At 63.6% G+C, this 16,279-nt stretch carries 18 protein-coding genes; 12 read left to right on the top strand and 6 right to left on the bottom strand.

Annotated elements, in window-relative coordinates:
• Positions 1-24 precede the first annotated feature (24 nt).
• The gene (locus PQR67_RS02470; protein ID WP_408453976.1) at positions 25-762 is read right to left on the bottom strand and encodes a glutathione S-transferase; all 738 of its coding nucleotides are present in this window, start codon (positions 760-762) and stop codon (positions 25-27) included.
• Positions 763-945: 183 nt separating this feature from the next.
• Entirely contained in the window at positions 946-2,040 is a 1,095-nt protein-coding gene (locus PQR67_RS02465; protein ID WP_408453973.1) for a YeiH family protein, read from the bottom strand.
• A gap of 120 nt (positions 2,041-2,160) precedes the next feature.
• Here PQR67_RS02465 and PQR67_RS02460 point away from each other — a divergent pair, with 120 nt between their 5' ends.
• The 8 genes from PQR67_RS02460 (at position 2,161) to PQR67_RS02425 (ending at position 10,268) form a co-directional block, all read left to right on the top strand.
• On the top strand, positions 2,161-3,081 hold the full coding sequence (locus tag PQR67_RS02460; RefSeq protein ID WP_408453970.1) for a LysR family transcriptional regulator: 921 nt from the start codon (positions 2,161-2,163) through the stop codon (positions 3,079-3,081).
• Between the two features lie 159 nt (positions 3,082-3,240).
• Complete coding sequence (locus tag PQR67_RS02455; RefSeq protein WP_408453968.1) at positions 3,241-4,014, top strand: sugar phosphate isomerase/epimerase family protein; 774 nt, start codon at positions 3,241-3,243, stop codon at positions 4,012-4,014.
• A gap of 89 nt (positions 4,015-4,103) precedes the next feature.
• On the top strand, positions 4,104-5,087 hold the full coding sequence (locus PQR67_RS02450; protein ID WP_408453965.1) for a sugar kinase: 984 nt from the start codon (positions 4,104-4,106) through the stop codon (positions 5,085-5,087).
• A 293-nt stretch (positions 5,088-5,380) separates the two neighbouring features.
• Positions 5,381-6,676 (top strand): MFS transporter, encoded by a 1,296-nt coding sequence (locus PQR67_RS02445; RefSeq protein ID WP_408453962.1) that lies wholly within the window; start codon positions 5,381-5,383, stop codon positions 6,674-6,676.
• 4 nt (positions 6,677-6,680) lie between these two features.
• Positions 6,681-7,646 carry a 2-hydroxyacid dehydrogenase gene (locus PQR67_RS02440; RefSeq protein WP_408453959.1) on the top strand — a complete coding sequence of 322 codons (966 nt, stop codon included), beginning with the start codon at positions 6,681-6,683 and terminating at the stop codon, positions 7,644-7,646.
• Positions 7,643-8,896, top strand: a complete 1,254-nt coding sequence (locus PQR67_RS02435; RefSeq protein ID WP_408453956.1) for a LacI family DNA-binding transcriptional regulator — start codon at positions 7,643-7,645, stop codon at positions 8,894-8,896. Before PQR67_RS02440 ends, PQR67_RS02435 begins: the two co-directional genes overlap by 4 nt.
• Before the next feature lie 71 nt (positions 8,897-8,967).
• Positions 8,968-9,777 (top strand): YhfC family intramembrane metalloprotease, encoded by an 810-nt coding sequence (locus tag PQR67_RS02430; protein WP_408453953.1) that lies wholly within the window; start codon positions 8,968-8,970, stop codon positions 9,775-9,777.
• A 122-nt stretch (positions 9,778-9,899) separates the two neighbouring features.
• On the top strand, positions 9,900-10,268 hold the full coding sequence (locus PQR67_RS02425; RefSeq protein ID WP_408453950.1) for a DUF3022 domain-containing protein: 369 nt from the start codon (positions 9,900-9,902) through the stop codon (positions 10,266-10,268).
• A gap of 1 nt (position 10,269) precedes the next feature.
• On the opposite strand, the gene PQR67_RS02420 is transcribed toward PQR67_RS02425, so the two are convergent.
• Both PQR67_RS02420 and PQR67_RS02415 read right to left on the bottom strand, forming a co-directional pair.
• On the bottom strand, positions 10,270-10,707 hold the full coding sequence (locus PQR67_RS02420; protein ID WP_408453947.1) for a PGDYG domain-containing protein: 438 nt from the start codon (positions 10,705-10,707) through the stop codon (positions 10,270-10,272).
• A gap of 248 nt (positions 10,708-10,955) precedes the next feature.
• Positions 10,956-11,441: a Spy/CpxP family protein refolding chaperone gene (locus PQR67_RS02415; protein ID WP_408453944.1), complete on the bottom strand. Its 486-nt coding sequence runs from the start codon at positions 11,439-11,441 to the stop codon at positions 10,956-10,958.
• Between the two features lie 187 nt (positions 11,442-11,628).
• Between PQR67_RS02415 and PQR67_RS02410 the strand changes: the two genes are divergently transcribed.
• The 3 genes from PQR67_RS02410 (at position 11,629) to PQR67_RS02400 (ending at position 14,384) form a co-directional block, all read left to right on the top strand.
• Positions 11,629-12,513 carry a LysR family transcriptional regulator gene (locus tag PQR67_RS02410; RefSeq protein ID WP_408453942.1) on the top strand — a complete coding sequence of 295 codons (885 nt, stop codon included), beginning with the start codon at positions 11,629-11,631 and terminating at the stop codon, positions 12,511-12,513.
• 90 nt (positions 12,514-12,603) lie between these two features.
• On the top strand, positions 12,604-13,062 hold the full coding sequence (locus tag PQR67_RS02405) for an Lrp/AsnC family transcriptional regulator (RefSeq protein WP_046569023.1): 459 nt from the start codon (positions 12,604-12,606) through the stop codon (positions 13,060-13,062).
• 224 nt (positions 13,063-13,286) lie between these two features.
• Entirely contained in the window at positions 13,287-14,384 is a 1,098-nt protein-coding gene (locus PQR67_RS02400; RefSeq protein ID WP_408453938.1) for a saccharopine dehydrogenase family protein, read from the top strand.
• Between the two features lie 220 nt (positions 14,385-14,604).
• Here the strand turns inward: PQR67_RS02400 and PQR67_RS02395 are convergent, their stop codons facing one another.
• On the bottom strand, positions 14,605-15,222 hold the full coding sequence (locus PQR67_RS02395; RefSeq protein WP_408453935.1) for a P-loop nucleotide/nucleoside kinase family protein: 618 nt from the start codon (positions 15,220-15,222) through the stop codon (positions 14,605-14,607).
• Positions 15,219-15,368, bottom strand: coding sequence for a cytochrome bd-I oxidase subunit CydX (gene cydX, locus PQR67_RS02390; RefSeq protein ID WP_408453933.1), 150 nt, complete (start codon positions 15,366-15,368; stop codon positions 15,219-15,221). Before cydX ends, PQR67_RS02395 begins: the two co-directional genes overlap by 4 nt.
• A gap of 284 nt (positions 15,369-15,652) precedes the next feature.
• On the opposite strand from cydX, the gene PQR67_RS02385 reads away from it, so the two are divergent.
• Positions 15,653-16,093: a hypothetical protein gene (locus tag PQR67_RS02385; RefSeq protein WP_408453930.1), complete on the top strand. Its 441-nt coding sequence runs from the start codon at positions 15,653-15,655 to the stop codon at positions 16,091-16,093.
• The last annotated feature ends 186 nt before the right edge of the window (positions 16,094-16,279 follow it).

Genomic DNA, 16,279 nt, shown 5'->3' with positions numbered 1-16,279 from the left:
GTTCGCGAAGACGGGCGGCGCGGATCAAACAGCCGCCTTGTCGAGCTCCGGATAGTGCCGGAAGATGCAGGCTTCGTTGTGCTCGATGCGCCGCTCGGACTGGAGATAAGCGGCGATGTTCGGCCGCTCGATCACCGCGTCGTGCAACGCCGCGAGGCGCGGATACTGTTCGCCGAAACGCTTGAGCGCGCGCGGAAAAGCGTACAGCAAGCCGTCGATCAACTGGAACATCGACAGGTCGACGTAAGTGAGCGCATCGCCCACCATGAACGCGTCGCCTGCCGGGTTTTGCTTCAGCACCCGCTCGAAGTACTTCATGAACTTCGGAATCCGGTTGTCGATGAAGTCGTGCGCGCGCACTTTGGCGGCGTCTTTCTGGTCTTCGTAATACAGGGCGCTGGCGAGCGGATGATGCGTGTCGTGCGCTTCGGTCACCATATCGGCGATCGTCAGTTGCAGTCCGTTGGCGACGTAGCGCAGGCTTTCGACCGAAGGCGCGAGATTGAGCCTCGGACCAAGATAGAACAGGATGTTGGCGGTCTGCGCGATCACCAGATCGCCGTCTTTCAGAAACGGCGGCGCGAACGGCGGATGGGGCTCGTCCTTACTTTTCATGAGCGCCATCATCGCGTTCGTGCCGAGGCCGTCCGAGGCCTCGCCGCGCGCCACCTCCACATAGTCCGCGCCGACTTCTTCCAGCGCCAGACGCACGAATTCGCCACGGCCTTGCAGGCCGTCCCAATAGTAAAGTTCCAGGCTCATCGATCGGTCCTCATTCCAGTTGCATGAACGGGTTTGCGTGAACGGGGCTGCGTAAGGGTCTGTATAAGGGGCTGCATAAGCTGACAACGTCAGCAACCAGTATGCCGCGCATGCGTGCCGGATGGTTCTCCTGAACGCACAAAACCCCGCACGCGGCGGGGTTGGTCAGGAGGCGAGGGCGGTTCAGCCGAGCAGGTGCTGGACGGTCCATGTGATACCCAGTCCACCGACAATCAACCACACATACAGGATGAAACCGGTGGTCAATGCGCGAGGGCCGGCCTGACGGATCTGCGCGATGCGGGTTTCGATACCGAGCGCGGTCATGGCCATGGTGAGCGCGAAGGTGTCGAGCATGTTCAGCGTGCTGGTCGCGTTTTCGGGCAGGACGTGCAGCGAGTTGATCACGACGAAGGCGAGGAAGCCGACTGCGAACCAGGGAATCGCCAGTTTGCGCGGTGCGTGTTGCTTGCCGTCCTCGGCCGTTGCCGTGGCAGCGGCGCTGCGTGCCGGGCGGTTCACCCACATGCCGATCACCAGCAGCACCGGCACCAGCAGCATCACACGGGTCATCTTGACGATGGTCGCGATGTGGGTCGCTTCCGGGCTCACGTTGCTGGCCGCGCCGACCACCTGCGCCACTTCGTGAATCGTGCCGCCGAAGAACAGACCCGCGCCAACCGTGTCGAGATGCAGCCAGCCCGCCTTGAACAGCACCGGGTACAGGAACATCGAGAGGGTGCCGAACAGCACCACGCTGCCTACCGCCATGGCGCTCTTATGTGGCTTGGATTGCAGCGTCGACTCGAACGCGAGCACGGCGGCCGCGCCGCAGATCGCGCTGCCTGCAGCCGTGAGAAGTGCGGTGTCGCGGTCGAGTTTCATGATCTTCATGCCGGCCCAGGTGCCGATCGCGAGCGTGCTCACGACGATCAGCACCGATTCGGCGAGACCTGGCAAGCCGACCTGAGCGATTTCCTGCAGGCTGACGCGCAGGCCGAAAAACGCCACGGCGATGCGCAGGAGTTTGCGCGCCGAGAAGTTGACGCCGGCCGCCCAGCTTTCGGGCATGCCGTCGCGCAACGCGTTGCCGTAAATGGCGCCCGCCACGATGCCGACGATCAGCGGGCTCAAGCCCAGCCCGGCGATCGCCGGGATCGCCGCGATGCGGGTCACGGCAGCGGCAAACAGGGCGACGAAGAGAATGCCGTTGAGCTGGCCGCGGGTGGATGAGGACCCGGCGGGTGTGGCAGCAGCGGTGAGATGAGCGGTGGACATGGCGTAATGCCTTCCTATGACTGTTCTGATTCGATAGGTCAAATCCTAAATTAGATATATCGATATGAAAAATCGTGATTTAGAATGTAAAGTATCAGCTATGCAGATATTTCATCCATCATGACCCCGGACCAACTTATAACGTTTGCCGCCGTTGCCGAGCATCGCAACATCAGCCGGGCGGCTGTGGCGCTGCATTTATCGCAGCCGGCGGTGTCCGGACAATTGCGTCAGCTCCAGGACGAATTCGGTGAGCCGCTTTACCTGCGCGATGGGCGCGGCGTGCGCCTCACGCCCGCCGGCGAGCAACTTGCCAGCTATGCCACCCGGTTGCGCGATACGTGGCGCCAGGCGCATGCCTATCGCGACGCGCTGCGCGGACTCGAGCAGGGCACCTTGCGGATCGGCGCAAGCACCACGCCGGCAAGCTATCTGCTGCCGTACCTGATCGCCGACTTTCATCGCCGCTATCCCGACGTGACGCTGCATACCGCCGACGGCAATACAACGGAAATCGTCAGCGCACTGGCGTCGGTGGATATCGCGATGATCGAGGGGCCGGTCGGCGAGGATCTGCCGCCGGACACTGCGGTCCATGCGTGGCGTGAGGACGAGATCGTCGCGATCATGCCACGCACGCATCCGCTGGCGCAGGCGGTCGGCGCGGGCAAGGAGGACGGCTTGGGCCTCGACAACGGGCGGGTGGAACTGGCGGCATTCGGCTCGCATCCGTTGGTGTTGCGCGAAGCCGGGTCGGGCGTGCGGCAGATCGTCGAGCGGGCGTTTGCCCGGGCGGGCGTGCCGATGCGCGTGGCGCTGGAGATTGCCGGGGTCGAAGGCGTCAAGGAGGCGGTGCGGGCGGGGATGGGCATCGGTTTCGTCTCGGCAATGTCGATGCGGCATGAAGGCGGCGCCTTGTGCCTGTTCTCGTTGGGTCCCGAGCCGCTGACGCGGCGGCTCTCGATTCTGGTGCCGCATGCGAGTGCCCCGTCACGAGTGGTTGAACAGTTCCTCGCGCTATGCCTTGCGGATGGTGCCTGAGCAATACGGCCTGGGGATTTCCACTATGGTGCATGACGTCGCGCTCGGCGCACTATTCGGGCATCGCAAGCGCCTCGGCGCTTTTTTTCGAAATACATTTGGAACCGGTTCCAAATGTCGATCAGATGCTGATTTGGCACAGGTTTGAGTACATTCGACATGACTGACACAGTGGACGTGGTGATCGTCGCAAGCGCTTTCGGGATGGACGCGGTCCGCAAGGACGGTCATCTGAAGTGGGCCGGTGCGAGCAAACAGGCGGGCGCGGCGGCCTTCGAAGTGCGCCGCGAACTGTTCGCGAATGATGCCGACGCCGCGCCGCAGGCACTGCGCGCGCTCGGTAGATCGATCGCCGAACTGGGTTTGTGGTCGGTGTATTCGACCCCCGCTTCGCTCTACCTGTCCGACGGACAACTCGACGCCGGCGCACTGCGCCTCGCGCTCGACGAAGCGACCGCGTTCGGTGCGCGCTTCGTGAAGCTGCAACTCGGTGGATTCGCTTCCGAGGCCCATGGCGCGGCGATTGCCGGGCATTTGCGCGGTGCAAACGTGCGGCTCGTTGTCGAAAACGGCCAGTTGGCCGAAGGCGGCTCGCCCGCGCAATTCATTGGCCTGTTCGACGCGCTGGCGCGTGAAGGCCAGGCGGGTGTCCTCGGCATGACCTTCGACATCGGCAACTGGGCATGGCGCGATGTCGCGCCGCTCGATGCCGCCGGGCCGCTGGCCGCGCACGTCGAGTACATCCATTGCAAGACGGCAGTGGGCGGGGGCGCACGACGTTTCGCCGCCGCGCCGGCCGCGGGCGACACGCAGTTCGCCGCGGTGCTCGACACGCTGCCGCGCCATGTGCCGCGCGGCATTGAATTTCCGTTCGATGCAAGCCGTATCGAAGCCGACGCGGCGCATTACGTCGCGTGGCTGGCCGCCGCATAAGCGGCGCGTAGGACCTGAGAGAGCAGTAGCAAAAAACGGCGCAAAACCGGAAAAACACAGGAATCCGCAGGAACCCGCAGGAGCGAAGCATGAGCAACACAAACGCAGCACTCGACGTCATCACCTACGGCGAAGCGATGGCCATGTTCGTGGCCGCCGAAACCGGCGCACTCGCCGGCGTCGGGCAATTCACCGAGCGGGTCGCGGGCGCCGATCTGAATGTGGCGATTGGCCTCTCGCGGCTCGGTTTCAAGGTGGGCTGGATGAGCCGGGTCGGCCACGATTCGTTCGGCCAGTACGTGCGCGACACGCTGACGAAAGAGGGCATCGACCAGCGCTGCGTCACCACCGACGAGCGCTACCCGACCGGTTTCCAGTTGAAGTCGAAGAACGACGACGGCAGCGATCCGGCCATCGAATACTTCCGCAAGGGGTCGGCGGCGAGCCATCTGTCGTTGGCCGACTACGCGGCCGATTACGTGCTGCCCGCGCGTCACCTTCACCTGACGGGCGTGGCGCCGGCCATCTCGGCGAGTTCGTGCGAACTTGCCTTCCACCTGGCGCGTGAAATGCGTGCTGCGGGCAGGACCATTTCGTTCGACCCGAATCTGCGCCCGACGCTGTGGCCCTCGCGCGCCGCAATGGTCGAAGGCCTGAATGCACTCGCCGCATTGGCTGATTGGGTGCTGCCCGGCATCGGCGAAGGGGAAATCCTGACCGGGTACACGCAGCCGGACGACATCGCCAGGTTTTATCTCGACCAGGGCGCGCGCGGCGTGATCATCAAGCTCGGCGCAGCAGGTGCGTACTTTCGGACCGCCGACGATGCCGCCGTGATCGCCGGTCAGCCGGTCGCGAAAGTGGTGGACACGGTTGGCGCAGGCGATGGCTTCGCGGTCGGCGTGGTCAGCGCGCTGCTCGAGGGCAAGACATTGCCGCAAGCGGTGGCGCGCGGCAACCGCATCGGCGCCCTGGCGATCCAGGTGATCGGCGATTCGGAAGGTCTGCCGAGCCGCGCCGATCTCGACGCGCTCGAACTGGCCGATGCGCCGCGCGTTGCGACCGTGGTCTGAGCGCGGGTTCGGCACGCGCTGAGCGGCGTGTGGCGCGCTCAACACGATTCAGTATTAGCTGGCTCGATAACAGCAAGAGCGCTCGAACAGCGCCCCAGACCGTCCATCATTGCTTCGGGAAACTGTTAGCAACTAGCTTGTATGGGACCGGAGTAGGCATTGACGCGCCAACTCCAGTCGACAGCTTTGCATGGGACCCGAGTAAGAGCTTTGCATGGGACTGGAGTAAGCGCTAAAGCGCCAACTCTAGTCGACAGCTAAAGCGCTAACTCCAGTCCACAAAGGAGACTTTCATGACTTCATCGCTTGCGATTCGCCGCTGGTGGACGATCATGCCGATCGTATTCATCACCTACAGCCTCGCTTATCTCGACCGCGCGAACTTCGGTTTCGCATCGGCCGCCGGCATCAACCAGGATCTCGGTATCAGCAAAGGGCTCTCGTCGTTGATCGGCGCGTTGTTCTTTCTCGGCTATTTCTTCTTCCAGATTCCCGGCGCGATTTACGCGGAACGCCGCAGCGTGAAAAAGCTCGTGTTCTGGAGCCTGATCCTGTGGGGTGGTTGCGCGGCGCTGACCGGGATGGTCAGCAATATTCCCTCGCTGATGGTGATCCGCTTCGTGCTCGGCGTCGTGGAAGCCGCGGTGATGCCGGCGATGCTGATTTTCATCAGCAACTGGTTCACCAGGAGCGAGCGCTCGCGGGCCAACACCTTCCTCATTCTCGGCAATCCGGTGACGGTGCTGTGGATGTCGGTGGTCTCCGGCTATCTGGTGCACTCGTTCGGCTGGCGCCATATGTTCATCGCCGAAGGCGCGCCTGCGATCATCTGGGCGGTGTGCTGGTGGTTCATCGTGCAGGACAAACCGCAGCAGGTGTCGTGGCTCACGCAGCAGCAGAAGGACGATCTTGCTGAAACGCTGCGCGCCGAACAGGCCGCGATCAAGCCGATGCGCAACTACAGCGAAGCGTTCCGCACGCCTGCTGTGATCAAGCTGTGCGCGCAGTATTTCTGCTGGAGCATCGGCGTGTACGGTTTCGTGCTGTGGCTGCCGTCGATCCTGAAGAACGGTTCGACGCTCGGCATGGTCGAAACCGGCTGGCTCTCGGCGCTGCCCTATCTGGCCGCGACGATCGCGATGCTTGCGGCTTCATGGGCATCGGATAAACTCAACCGCCGCAAAGTGTTCGTGTGGCCGTTCCTGCTGGTCGGCGCGATCGCGTTCGCGGCCTCCTACGCGCTCGGCTCCACGCACTTCTGGATTTCGTACGCGCTGCTGGTGATCGCCGGCGGTGCGATGTATGCGCCCTATGGCCCGTTCTTCGCGATCGTGCCGGAACTGCTGCCGAGGAACGTCGCGGGCGGCGCGATGGCGTTGATCAATAGCATGGGTGCGCTCGGTTCGTTTGTCGGCTCGTACGTGGTCGGCTATCTGAATGGCGCGACCGGAACGCCCGCGGCATCGTATGCGTTCATGAGCGTGGCGTTGGTCGCCGCAGTGATTCTGACGCTGATCGTCAAGCCACAGCCACAAGCAGAGCCGCTGAATAAGGCCGCCAAGCTCGCTACACCGTTGCAAGGAAAATAAGCTGATGAAGAAGATCGTCGCCTGGAAGTCGTTGCCCGAGGATGTGCTCGCGTATCTGCAACAGCACGCGCAAGTCGTGCAGGTCGACCCGGCACAGCACGACACGTTTGTCGCCGCCTTGAAGGACGCGGACGGCGGCATCGGTTCAAGCGTGAAAATCACGCCGGCGATGCTCGAAGGCGCGAGCCGGCTGAAGGCGCTGTCGACCATCTCGGTGGGCTTCGACCAGTTCGAGGTTGCCGACCTCACGCGCCGCGGCATCGTGCTCGCGCACACCCCGGACGTGCTGACCGAGTCCACGGCGGATACGGTGTTCTCGCTGATCCTCGCGTCGGCGCGGCGCGTGGTCGAGCTCGCCGAGTGGGTGAAGGCGGGCCAGTGGCAGCACAGCATCGGACCCGCGCATTTCGGCGTCGACGTGCAGGGCAAGACGCTCGGCATCGTCGGACTGGGACGGATCGGCGGCGCGGTCGCGCGGCGCGCGGCACTCGGCTTCAACATGAAGGTGCTGTACACGAATCGCAGCGCAAACGCGCAGGCGGAACAGGCTTACGGTGCGCGTCGCGTCGAATTGGCGGAGTTGCTCGCCACCGCCGACTTCGTTTGTCTGCAGGTGCCGCTGACGCCCGAGACGAAGCACATGATCGGCGCGGCCGAATTCAAGTCGATGAAGAAGAGCGCGATTCTGATCAATGCATCGCGCGGCGCCACGGTCGATGAGCAGGCGCTGATTGAAGCCTTGCAAAACGGCACGATTCACGGTGCGGGTCTGGACGTGTTCGAGACCGAACCGTTGCCGGCCGATTCGCCGCTGCTGAAAATGGCGAACGTGGTCGCGCTGCCACATATCGGTTCGGCGACGCATGAGACCCGCCATGCGATGGCGCGCAATGCGGCGGAAAATCTCGTGGCCGCGCTCGAAGGGACGCTCACCACCAATATCGTCAACCGTGAAGTGTTAAAGCAATGAGCACGACGCCCCTTGCCGCCGCGCGACGCGCGACGATTACCGACGTCGCGCGCGAAGCCGGCACCGGCAAGACCAGCATCTCGCGCTACCTGAATGGCGAGATGAGCGTGCTGTCGCCGGAATTGCGCGCGCGCATCGAAGCAGCGATCGAGCGTCTCGACTATCAGCCGAACCAGATGGCGCGCGGCCTCAAGCGTGGCCGCAATCGCCTGATCGGCATGCTGCTCGCCGATTTGACGAACCCGTACACCGTCGAAGTACTGCAAGGCGTGGAAGCCGCTTGCCATGCGCTCGGGTTGATGCCGTTGATCTGCCACGCGGCCAACGAAGTCGAAATGGAGCGGCGTTATCTGCAACTGCTGACCACGTATCGCGTGGAAGGCGTGATCGTCAACGCGCTCGGCGTGCGCGAGGAAACCCTGCGGCCGGTGGGCGGCGGGGGAATCCCGGCGGTGCTGGTCGACCGTTCGGTGGAAGGGCTTGTCGCCGATATGGTCGGGCTGGACAACCGGGAGGCCGCAAAGCTCGGCACGCGGCATCTGCTCGACAATGGTTTCGACGATATCTGGTTTGTCGTGCAGCCGTTCGAGCAGGTCAGTTCGCGGCAATTGCGCGAGGCGGCGTTTCGCGAGGCGATGAGCGGCGCGGGCCATGAACGTAATGAGGGCAGCGAAGGCCATGAGGGCAGGGCTGGCGGTCGAGGCGAAGGCGGCAATGACGCGGGTGGCAAGCGCGGCGCGCGTGGGCATACGCTGGTGCTGAACCTTGCGGAGCCGGCGGCCGTCGAGCGTGCCCTTGCAGAACTGGACCGCGTAATCGATGCAGCCGGAGGCCATGGCGGCGTCGCAGGTGTCTCGACAGGCAATGCCGGAGATCACTCGGCCGGGAATACCGGACATAGCGCGGCAGGCGTTGCCGTCGATAACGCAGCCGGCAATGCCACATTTAACGCCACGCGCAAACCCGGTCGCATCGCCTTGTTCGCGGCCAACGCGCCGGTCGCGCTATGCCTCGCCCTTCACCTGAAAGCGCGCTACGGCGCCGATTGGCAGGCACGCGTCGCGCTGCTGTCGATCGACGATCCCGACTGGGCCGAATTGGCCGGCATCACCACGATCCGCCAGCCGACCTACGAGATCGGCTACCGCGCGGTCGAGTTCCTCCATGAGCGTATCGAAGGGGTTCAAACCACCGCGCGCGACTGTCTTCTGCCAGGCGAATTGATCGTCCGCGCCTCGACTTTGCGCTGACTTCGCGCTGATCTGCGATCATTCGGGCTGCGGCGCGCAGCGGGTGCGCGCCGGTTATCGCAAGGAAACTCATGGTTGTTGCACCGCTTACCCTCTCGAGCCTCGCTGTCGCGACCCTGTTCGTCGCTGCCTTACCGTTCCTGATCTACCGCCGGCTGCGCCGGCCGCTCGCGCTGAACCCCCGCGACGCGATCACCGGCATCGCCGTGTTCGCGTTGTTCGCGATGGTGATCGAGCGCGCGCTGAACGACTACGTGCTGCATCGGAACGAAGCGACCGCGACCTTCCTGTCCAATCCGCTGGCCTTTGTGGTGTACGGCGCGCTGGTGGCGGGTGTCTGCGAGGAAGTGGGGCGCTTCATCGGGATGCGTCTGTTACTGAAGCGTGCGGCGGCGAGGTCAAAATCCGCCGCGAGCACCGGTGACGGCACGGCGCTGACCTATGGCCTCGGCCACGGCGGCGCGGAGGCCTGGCTGGTCGGCGTGCTGGTGCAGATTCAATGGATCCTGTTCGCTGTCTTCGAAAACCGCGGCGAGCTGGACGGCTATCTGAGCAATCTCCCGACCGACTCGGTGATGCGCATCCACCTGATCCTCGCGAGCCTGACGCCGCAGACGGCCGGCATTTTCGCGCTCGAACGGGTGGCCGCGCTGGTGTTCCAGATCGGGTTGTCGATGCTGATGTGGCGCGGCGTGCGGGCGGGCTGGCGTGGCATCCTGCCGCTCGCGATTGCGCTGCATGCGCTGGTCGACGTGCCGGCGGCGCTGTTCCAGGCGCAACTCGTGCCGCTCGCCGCGGTGGACGGCGTGTATGCGCTGGGAGCGGTGATTGTCGCGGGCTTGCTGTTCCGCGTGTTTCGCCGCCCGGCGGTTGCCGCGTGAGCCAGTTGTTGGCCGCGTGTTAGTCGCTGGTTAATCGCTTGCCACACAGCCTCCTCGTGATTCTTTAACTTCCGGCGTACCCTTCCGGTACGCCGTTCAGGCTCATCCTTTCGGCACATCTCATGGAAGAAGCTTACCAATACGACTGCGCGAATCCCGAGTTCGAGGAATTGGCGCGCGTCATCAGCGATCTGTTTCCCGAGCAGACCCAGTTCATTCAGCGTGCAGGCGAAGACGGCACGCCGACCCTGGCGATTCACTGGGTTGCCATGCGTTTCGGCGCGACCGCGCGCCGCATTGTCATGACCGTGGTGATTGCACCGGCGGCGCTGGCGCGGTATCGCGCGTTACCGGCGCGGCTGCGTGGCAGGAGTTTCGCGGTGTTGCGGGCGTATGTCGAAGCGAGCATCGGCTCGCTCGAAGAGCAGTATGCGAACGGCGAGGCCGTGCCGCGTGATGTGACGGTGGATCTCGGTGACGAGTTTGCCTGACTCAATCGGCAAGCCGATAGACTTTCGCAAAGCGTGCCGCCTGCACGACACCGTAGTCGCCCGGCGCGTACTGCATGATCCAGTCGCCGCCGGCGCCGTGCAGCACATCGCCGCCACTCGCTGAGCGGGCCAGCGAAAACGCTTCGTTCATCTGTTTAGCCAGCACGACGGCCGGCCGGTTGCGGTATGGGCCCGGTTCGCCGTGGGCGAGGGTGGTGTCTTCCGGCAGGTATTTTGCGTCGAAGCGTTCGCGCGAGACGACCCAGCGGTCGCCGGTCGAGCCGGTGATCAGCGCGTCGCCGGGGGCATAGCGGTTCGGCCCTTCCAGGCTCATCAGCTCGCCTTCGGCAGCGGCGAACTCGACGTTCACCGTTTCGTTTTTGACGACGCGTTGGGCGTCGGCATCGTTACGCAGATCGAGATTTTTGAGTTCGGTCATGAAGCGAGTGGGTGTAGAGAAATTGACTGCCGCGCAGAGACTTTGCGTTTTGGCTGCAGATACCCGCAATCATGCCAGATGCATTTGAAGATCGGCTTCTTTTACCATTGGCGGCGGCTCGGGTTGTCCGCAAAGGCAAAAAAAGAGCGCTCGGCACGGAAACCCGCGCCGAGCGCAATCAGCTTGATGCGCAGTGAAGTGGCGCCATGAAGCGCTTACGGCCTCACAAGCGCGGCTTCACAAGCGCACTATTCGGCTGCCGGCGCCTTCTTGCCGCCCTTGCCGTGGTGATGAGCACCGCCTTCAGGGCCGCCTTGATGGAACGTTGCGTCGGCCAGCTTCTTCTGATCCGCCGAGAAGCTGGTGTACAGCGGGTCGAACGCGTCGACCAGTTTCTTCATGCCGTCCGCGTGCGCTTGCGCGATCGTCGCGTATTGCTTCATGTCGTCAAGCGCCGACAGGTTCGTAGCGGCCTTGCGCTGCTGGAACAACTGCCCCATCGTTTCGCCGTTGTTGCGCATGACGTCGGCGAATGCGTTCCACTGCGTTTCCTGCGCCGGCGTGATCTTCAACTTCGTGTGCAGGTAGGTGATGCGGTCTTCGACATTGCGCTCGTGGCCGGCTTTTGCGGCGGGTGCCGAGGCGCTGGCCGGCGCCGAAGCCGGCGCGGAAGTTTGTGCGAATGCGCCGCTCATGGCGACTGCGGTGGCCAGCATTACGAGTGCTTTTTTCATCGAAACTCCTGATGTCTGTTCGAATTGGGACAAGGCGAGCATGGCGAGCGGCCTGACGTGCATCGGCTTGGCGACGCAAGGCGACCGGCTGCCCACTTCGCCGTCGCCGCTATTAGTATCACGATATCCCTACACTGCGGTTGCAGTGCGACAAACGCTTACAACCGAAACGAACAGGAAATAGCGGGTGGACAAATTCGTCAGCATGGAAATCTTCGTCGCGGTGGTCGAAGCGGGCAGTCTCACGGCGGCGGCCGAACGATTTGACATTTCGTCGGCGATGGTGGGCAAACACATCCGCTCGCTTGAAACGCGGCTCGCGACGCGGCTGCTGACGCGCACCACGCGCCGGCAGAGTCTGACTGAAATCGGCCGCCACTATTACGAGCAGTGCAGGCGCATTCTGGCGGACGTCAAGGAGGCGGAGTCTCTCGCCGAGGCAATGGCAGCCGCGCCGCGCGGCGTGCTGAAGGTGACGGTGCCGCTAACGTATGGCGTCGAAGTCTTTGCCCCGGCGATGACCGACTACCTGAACGCCTGGCCGGACGTGAGCCTCGAACTGGATTTGTCGAATCGCGTGATCGACCTGGTGGAAGAGGGTTTCGATGCGTCGGTGCGAATCGGCCATTTGCCGGATTCCAGTTTCGTCGCGCGGCCCTTGAAACCTTACCGGATGCGCGCATGCGCGTCGCCGGCCTATCTGGCGCGAGCCGGCACACCGCGCACGCCGGCCGATCTGATGCAGCACGAATGCCTGGGTTTTCTGCATTGGGGCCGCGAGGGTTTGTGGCGGCTAGGCGGCGAGAGCGCGGACGAAAACCAGTTGCGCGCCGGACGCTTCCGCGCGAACAACGGCCAGGCGCTCAAGGTTGCGGCCTTGCGCGGTTTCGGGCTGGTGTTGCAGCCGGAGGCGCTGCTTGCCAGAGAGATCGCCAGCGGCGAACTGGTGTCGGTGCTGGAAGACTATTTGCCCGAAGGCGCGCCCGTCCACCTGGTCTATCCGCGTGATCGCCGCGCCACACCGAAGCTCACCAGCTTCATCGAATTCGTGATCGAACGGTTCGGCGTGTGATCCTTCAGGGTTCCTCTGCCTGCCGCCCGATACGTCCGATACCCAGGACGCGCGATAATCCGTTCCATCCCTGACCAACTTCCTGCCCCGATGAGACCTCCGCGCCTCGACCAACTCGACGAACTGGACCGCAACCTCGTTGCGGCGCTGCAAGCCAACGCCCGCGAGAGCGTCGCCAATCTCGCGCGCCAACTGGACGTGGCGCGCACCACCGTGATCGCCCGGATCGCCCGGCTCGAGCGCAGCAACGTGATCGGCGGCTATAGTGTGCGGCTGGGCCAGGACGTGCTCGACTCGAGCATTCAGGCGTACGTCGGCATCATCATCGCGCCGAAGTACGGACCGGCCGTGCAGAAACGTCTCGGCAAGATGCCCGAGGTGCAACTGCTATGCGCGGTGAGCGGCGAGTTCGACTATGTCGCGTGGCTGCGTGCCGATTCGCCCGACCGCCTCAACGATCTGCTCGACGAGATCGGCGGACTGGAAGGGGTGGAGCGAACCACGACGTCGATCATTCTGGCGCGTAAGATCGACCGAGGCATGGTGTGATTCCGCTGCCCAATTTTTACGCCGTTTTGACATGTTTTCGACATATCGACTAATCGTATCGTCATAATGTCGAAAATGATGGTCATAGCGCAGCATTTTGCGCGTATGAACTGTTTTTGCTTCTCCCTAAACTGTGTCTCAAGGGTTCAGCCCGCCGGGCGCCGCGCCTAAGCGCAGCGCACTTCCCAAGCTGGAGACAGCAGACAGAGAATCAGGAGACGCGCATGAAAGTAGCCATTGTTGGCGCAGGTTTGATCGGTCACACCATCGCCCATATGTTGCGCGAAACGGGCGACTACGACGTTGTCGCGTTCGACCGCGATCAACATGCGCTCGATAAGCTCGCCGCCCAGGGTATCCCGACCCGCCGCGTCGACTCCGCCGACGCCGCCGCCCTGCGCGCCGCCATTCAAGGCTTCGACACGCTCGTCAACGCGCTGCCGTATTACCTGGCGGTGAACGTGGCCTCGGCCGCCAAGGGCGCGGGCGTCCATTACTTCGATCTGACCGAAGACGTGCGCGCCACCCATGCGATCCGCGAGATCGCCGACTCCGCCGATCACGCCTTCATGCCGCAGTGCGGTCTGGCGCCAGGCTTCATTGGTATCGCCGCGCACGAGCTGGCGAACCGTTTCACCGAAATCCGCGACGTCAAGATGCGGGTCGGCGCGCTGCCGGAGTTCCCGACCAACGCGCTGAAGTACAACCTGACGTGGAGCGTCGACGGTCTGATCAACGAATACTGCCAGCCGTGCGAAGCGATTCGCGACAGCCGCACGCAGTGGGTGCAGCCGCTGGAAGGCCTCGAACACTTCTCGCTCGACGGCACCGAGTACGAAGCCTTCAATACGTCCGGCGGCCTGGGCACGCTATGCGAAACGCTGTCGGGCCGCGTCGAATCGCTCGACTACAAGTCGGTGCGCTATCCGGGTCACCGCAACCTGATGCAGTTCCTGCTGGAAGACCTGCGTCTTGCGAGCGACCGCGATACGCTCAAGACCATCATGCGCCGTTCGGTACCCTCGACCGCGCAAGACGTCGTGCTGGTGTTCATCACCGTGAGCGGTATGCGTGACGGTCAACTGGTGCAGGAAGTGTTCACCCGCAAGATTTTCGCGAAGACGGTGTGCGGCGTGCCGATGAGCGCGATTCAGATCACCACGGCCGGTGCGATGTGCGCGGTGCTCGATCTGTTCCGCGAGAAGAAGCTGCCGCAAAGCGGCTTTGTGCGTCAGGAACAGGTGTCGCTGCGCGACTTCCTCTCGAACCGCTTTGGCCAGTTGTATGAAGGGCAGTCGCTCGATGCGATGGCAACGGTATAAGCCGCGACTGTCGCGCTGAAGTTTCAGGCGAGGCTCAAAACCGAGGGCCGTGCGACAACGCTGCAGTAACTGCCGCGAGCAACGCAAGCAACACATAGAGCCTCGTAGAAGGCTGTTTCATGAACGCACAACGCCCCGCATTGCGGGGCGTTGTGCGTTTGAAACGCCGCTGCTAAACGTACTGCGGCACGGGTCGCTATGCAGGCCGCTACCTGGGCCGCTAAACAGGCACCGGTGGCATTGCAGACGACGCTTGCGGCTCGCCCACCAGCTGCGCGAGCAATGCTTCGTAATCCGCGCGGGTTGGCGCGGTGTTGTCGAACATCAACAGATCTTCGCAAATCTCGCCGCTCGGTACGAAGCGGCGTTGCCGATACTCGTCCCAATGCGCGAGCTTGTAGGCATCGTTCGGATTGCCGCGATCGACGATACGCTGATGCGCCGTCTCTTCCGATGTGCTGACCCACACCACCCGCAGCGTGACGTCCGCGCCGATGCCCAGCCACGCGCGATCGAAGAGGCGCCGCTCGCGTACTTCGCGCGAGAGCGGCCCGACCACCAGCGCGCTGACACCGATCTCGAGATTGTCGCGGGCGGTGTCGAGCAGGCCGCGATACTCGGGGTCGCGCAGGTGCTGGAGGAAAAGCGGGCTGTCGCGGTCGTTCGGGTCGCCGGTCAGCATGCCCATGGCGGCCGCGCTGTAGCCGCCGAACAACGTGTCTTTGTCGAGCAGGCAGAAGGGCGACGAACTTGCCTGCATGAGTGGGCCGATCAGCTTCTTCGCCAGGCTTGTCTTGCCAGTGCCCGCGTGACCACAGAAGAAAACCAGATGAGTCACGAAGGCATGTCCTCAGGCGCGGTGGGCGGCGTGCCTGCGATTTGCGGGTCGCGCGCGAACTTGCCGCCGGCCTCCAGCCACATCACATTGATGATACCGAAGCCCAATGCCACGCCGATGCCGAGAATCCAGCTGAAATACCACATTGCAGTCTCCTTGATCGTAGGTCCGGCGAGGTAGACGGTGAAGCATTGCGCATAGCCGGTACCGGGAAGCACACTTGCTGGCAACAACGGCAGCACGCGGCGGACCCGAGGGTAAATCCGCAGCGCGCGGCGCCCACAGCGCGGCACTTTGCAGCGATCATGAAGAAGAACGCGGCCTGGTGCAAGAGGGGCACGGCGTCTGTCCACTCGGCCAGGATGGCGCAATGCGCCTATAACAGGAACAGCGCTGCCAATAACAGCGCCAGCGATACGGGAGCCACAGCATGCCGATGCGCCAGCACTTCCTCTGCATAGTCGCGCTGCTTACGCTGGCGGTCGCGTCGCTTGCCGGTTGCGCCTCGACCCCCGCCGAACCCGTTGCGTTCAAGGAGGTGCCGCCCACGCGCATCGTCCAGCCCGGTTACACGCAGCCCGGCGGCGGGCTGGTCGCCGTGGACGTGCGGCGCGAACGTTCCCGCGACGTGATTGTCCGGTTCCGCGATGCCCTGGTGTACATCGACGGCGAGCAGGTCACCGATCTGATGAACGGTGAGCATGTGGTCTTCTATCTCAGCCCGGGCGTGCATCGCATCGGCGTCTCCACGCAATTCGATCCGGTCGTGGAGATGCGCTTTACGGTCACCGCCGATACGCGCTATACGAACCGCGCGTCGATCAATTTCGGCGACGATCACCGCATCGTTTTACGCCGGGTTGCCCGGTAGCGCGGGGCAGGGCCCGCGACGCCGGCTTGCACCGGAGCGCCACCAACTGCGCCCGCCGCCACCGCGCCAGGTTTAACAATTGGCTACAAGATGTTCACGCACAGCCCTTAACATGGCGGCTGTCGTGTATTCGTTCATGCGGATCGGCCGCCGCGCCTGGGTACGGTGCGAAGCCGGCCGGTCTGC

The sequence above is a fragment of the Paraburkholderia fungorum genome (assembly GCF_046026025.1).
In the GTDB taxonomy this organism is placed as follows: Bacteria; Pseudomonadota; Gammaproteobacteria; order Burkholderiales; family Burkholderiaceae; genus Paraburkholderia; species Paraburkholderia fungorum_E.
The sequence above is the reverse complement of the archived record's forward strand: the minus strand, read 5'-3'. Positions and strand labels throughout refer to the sequence as shown.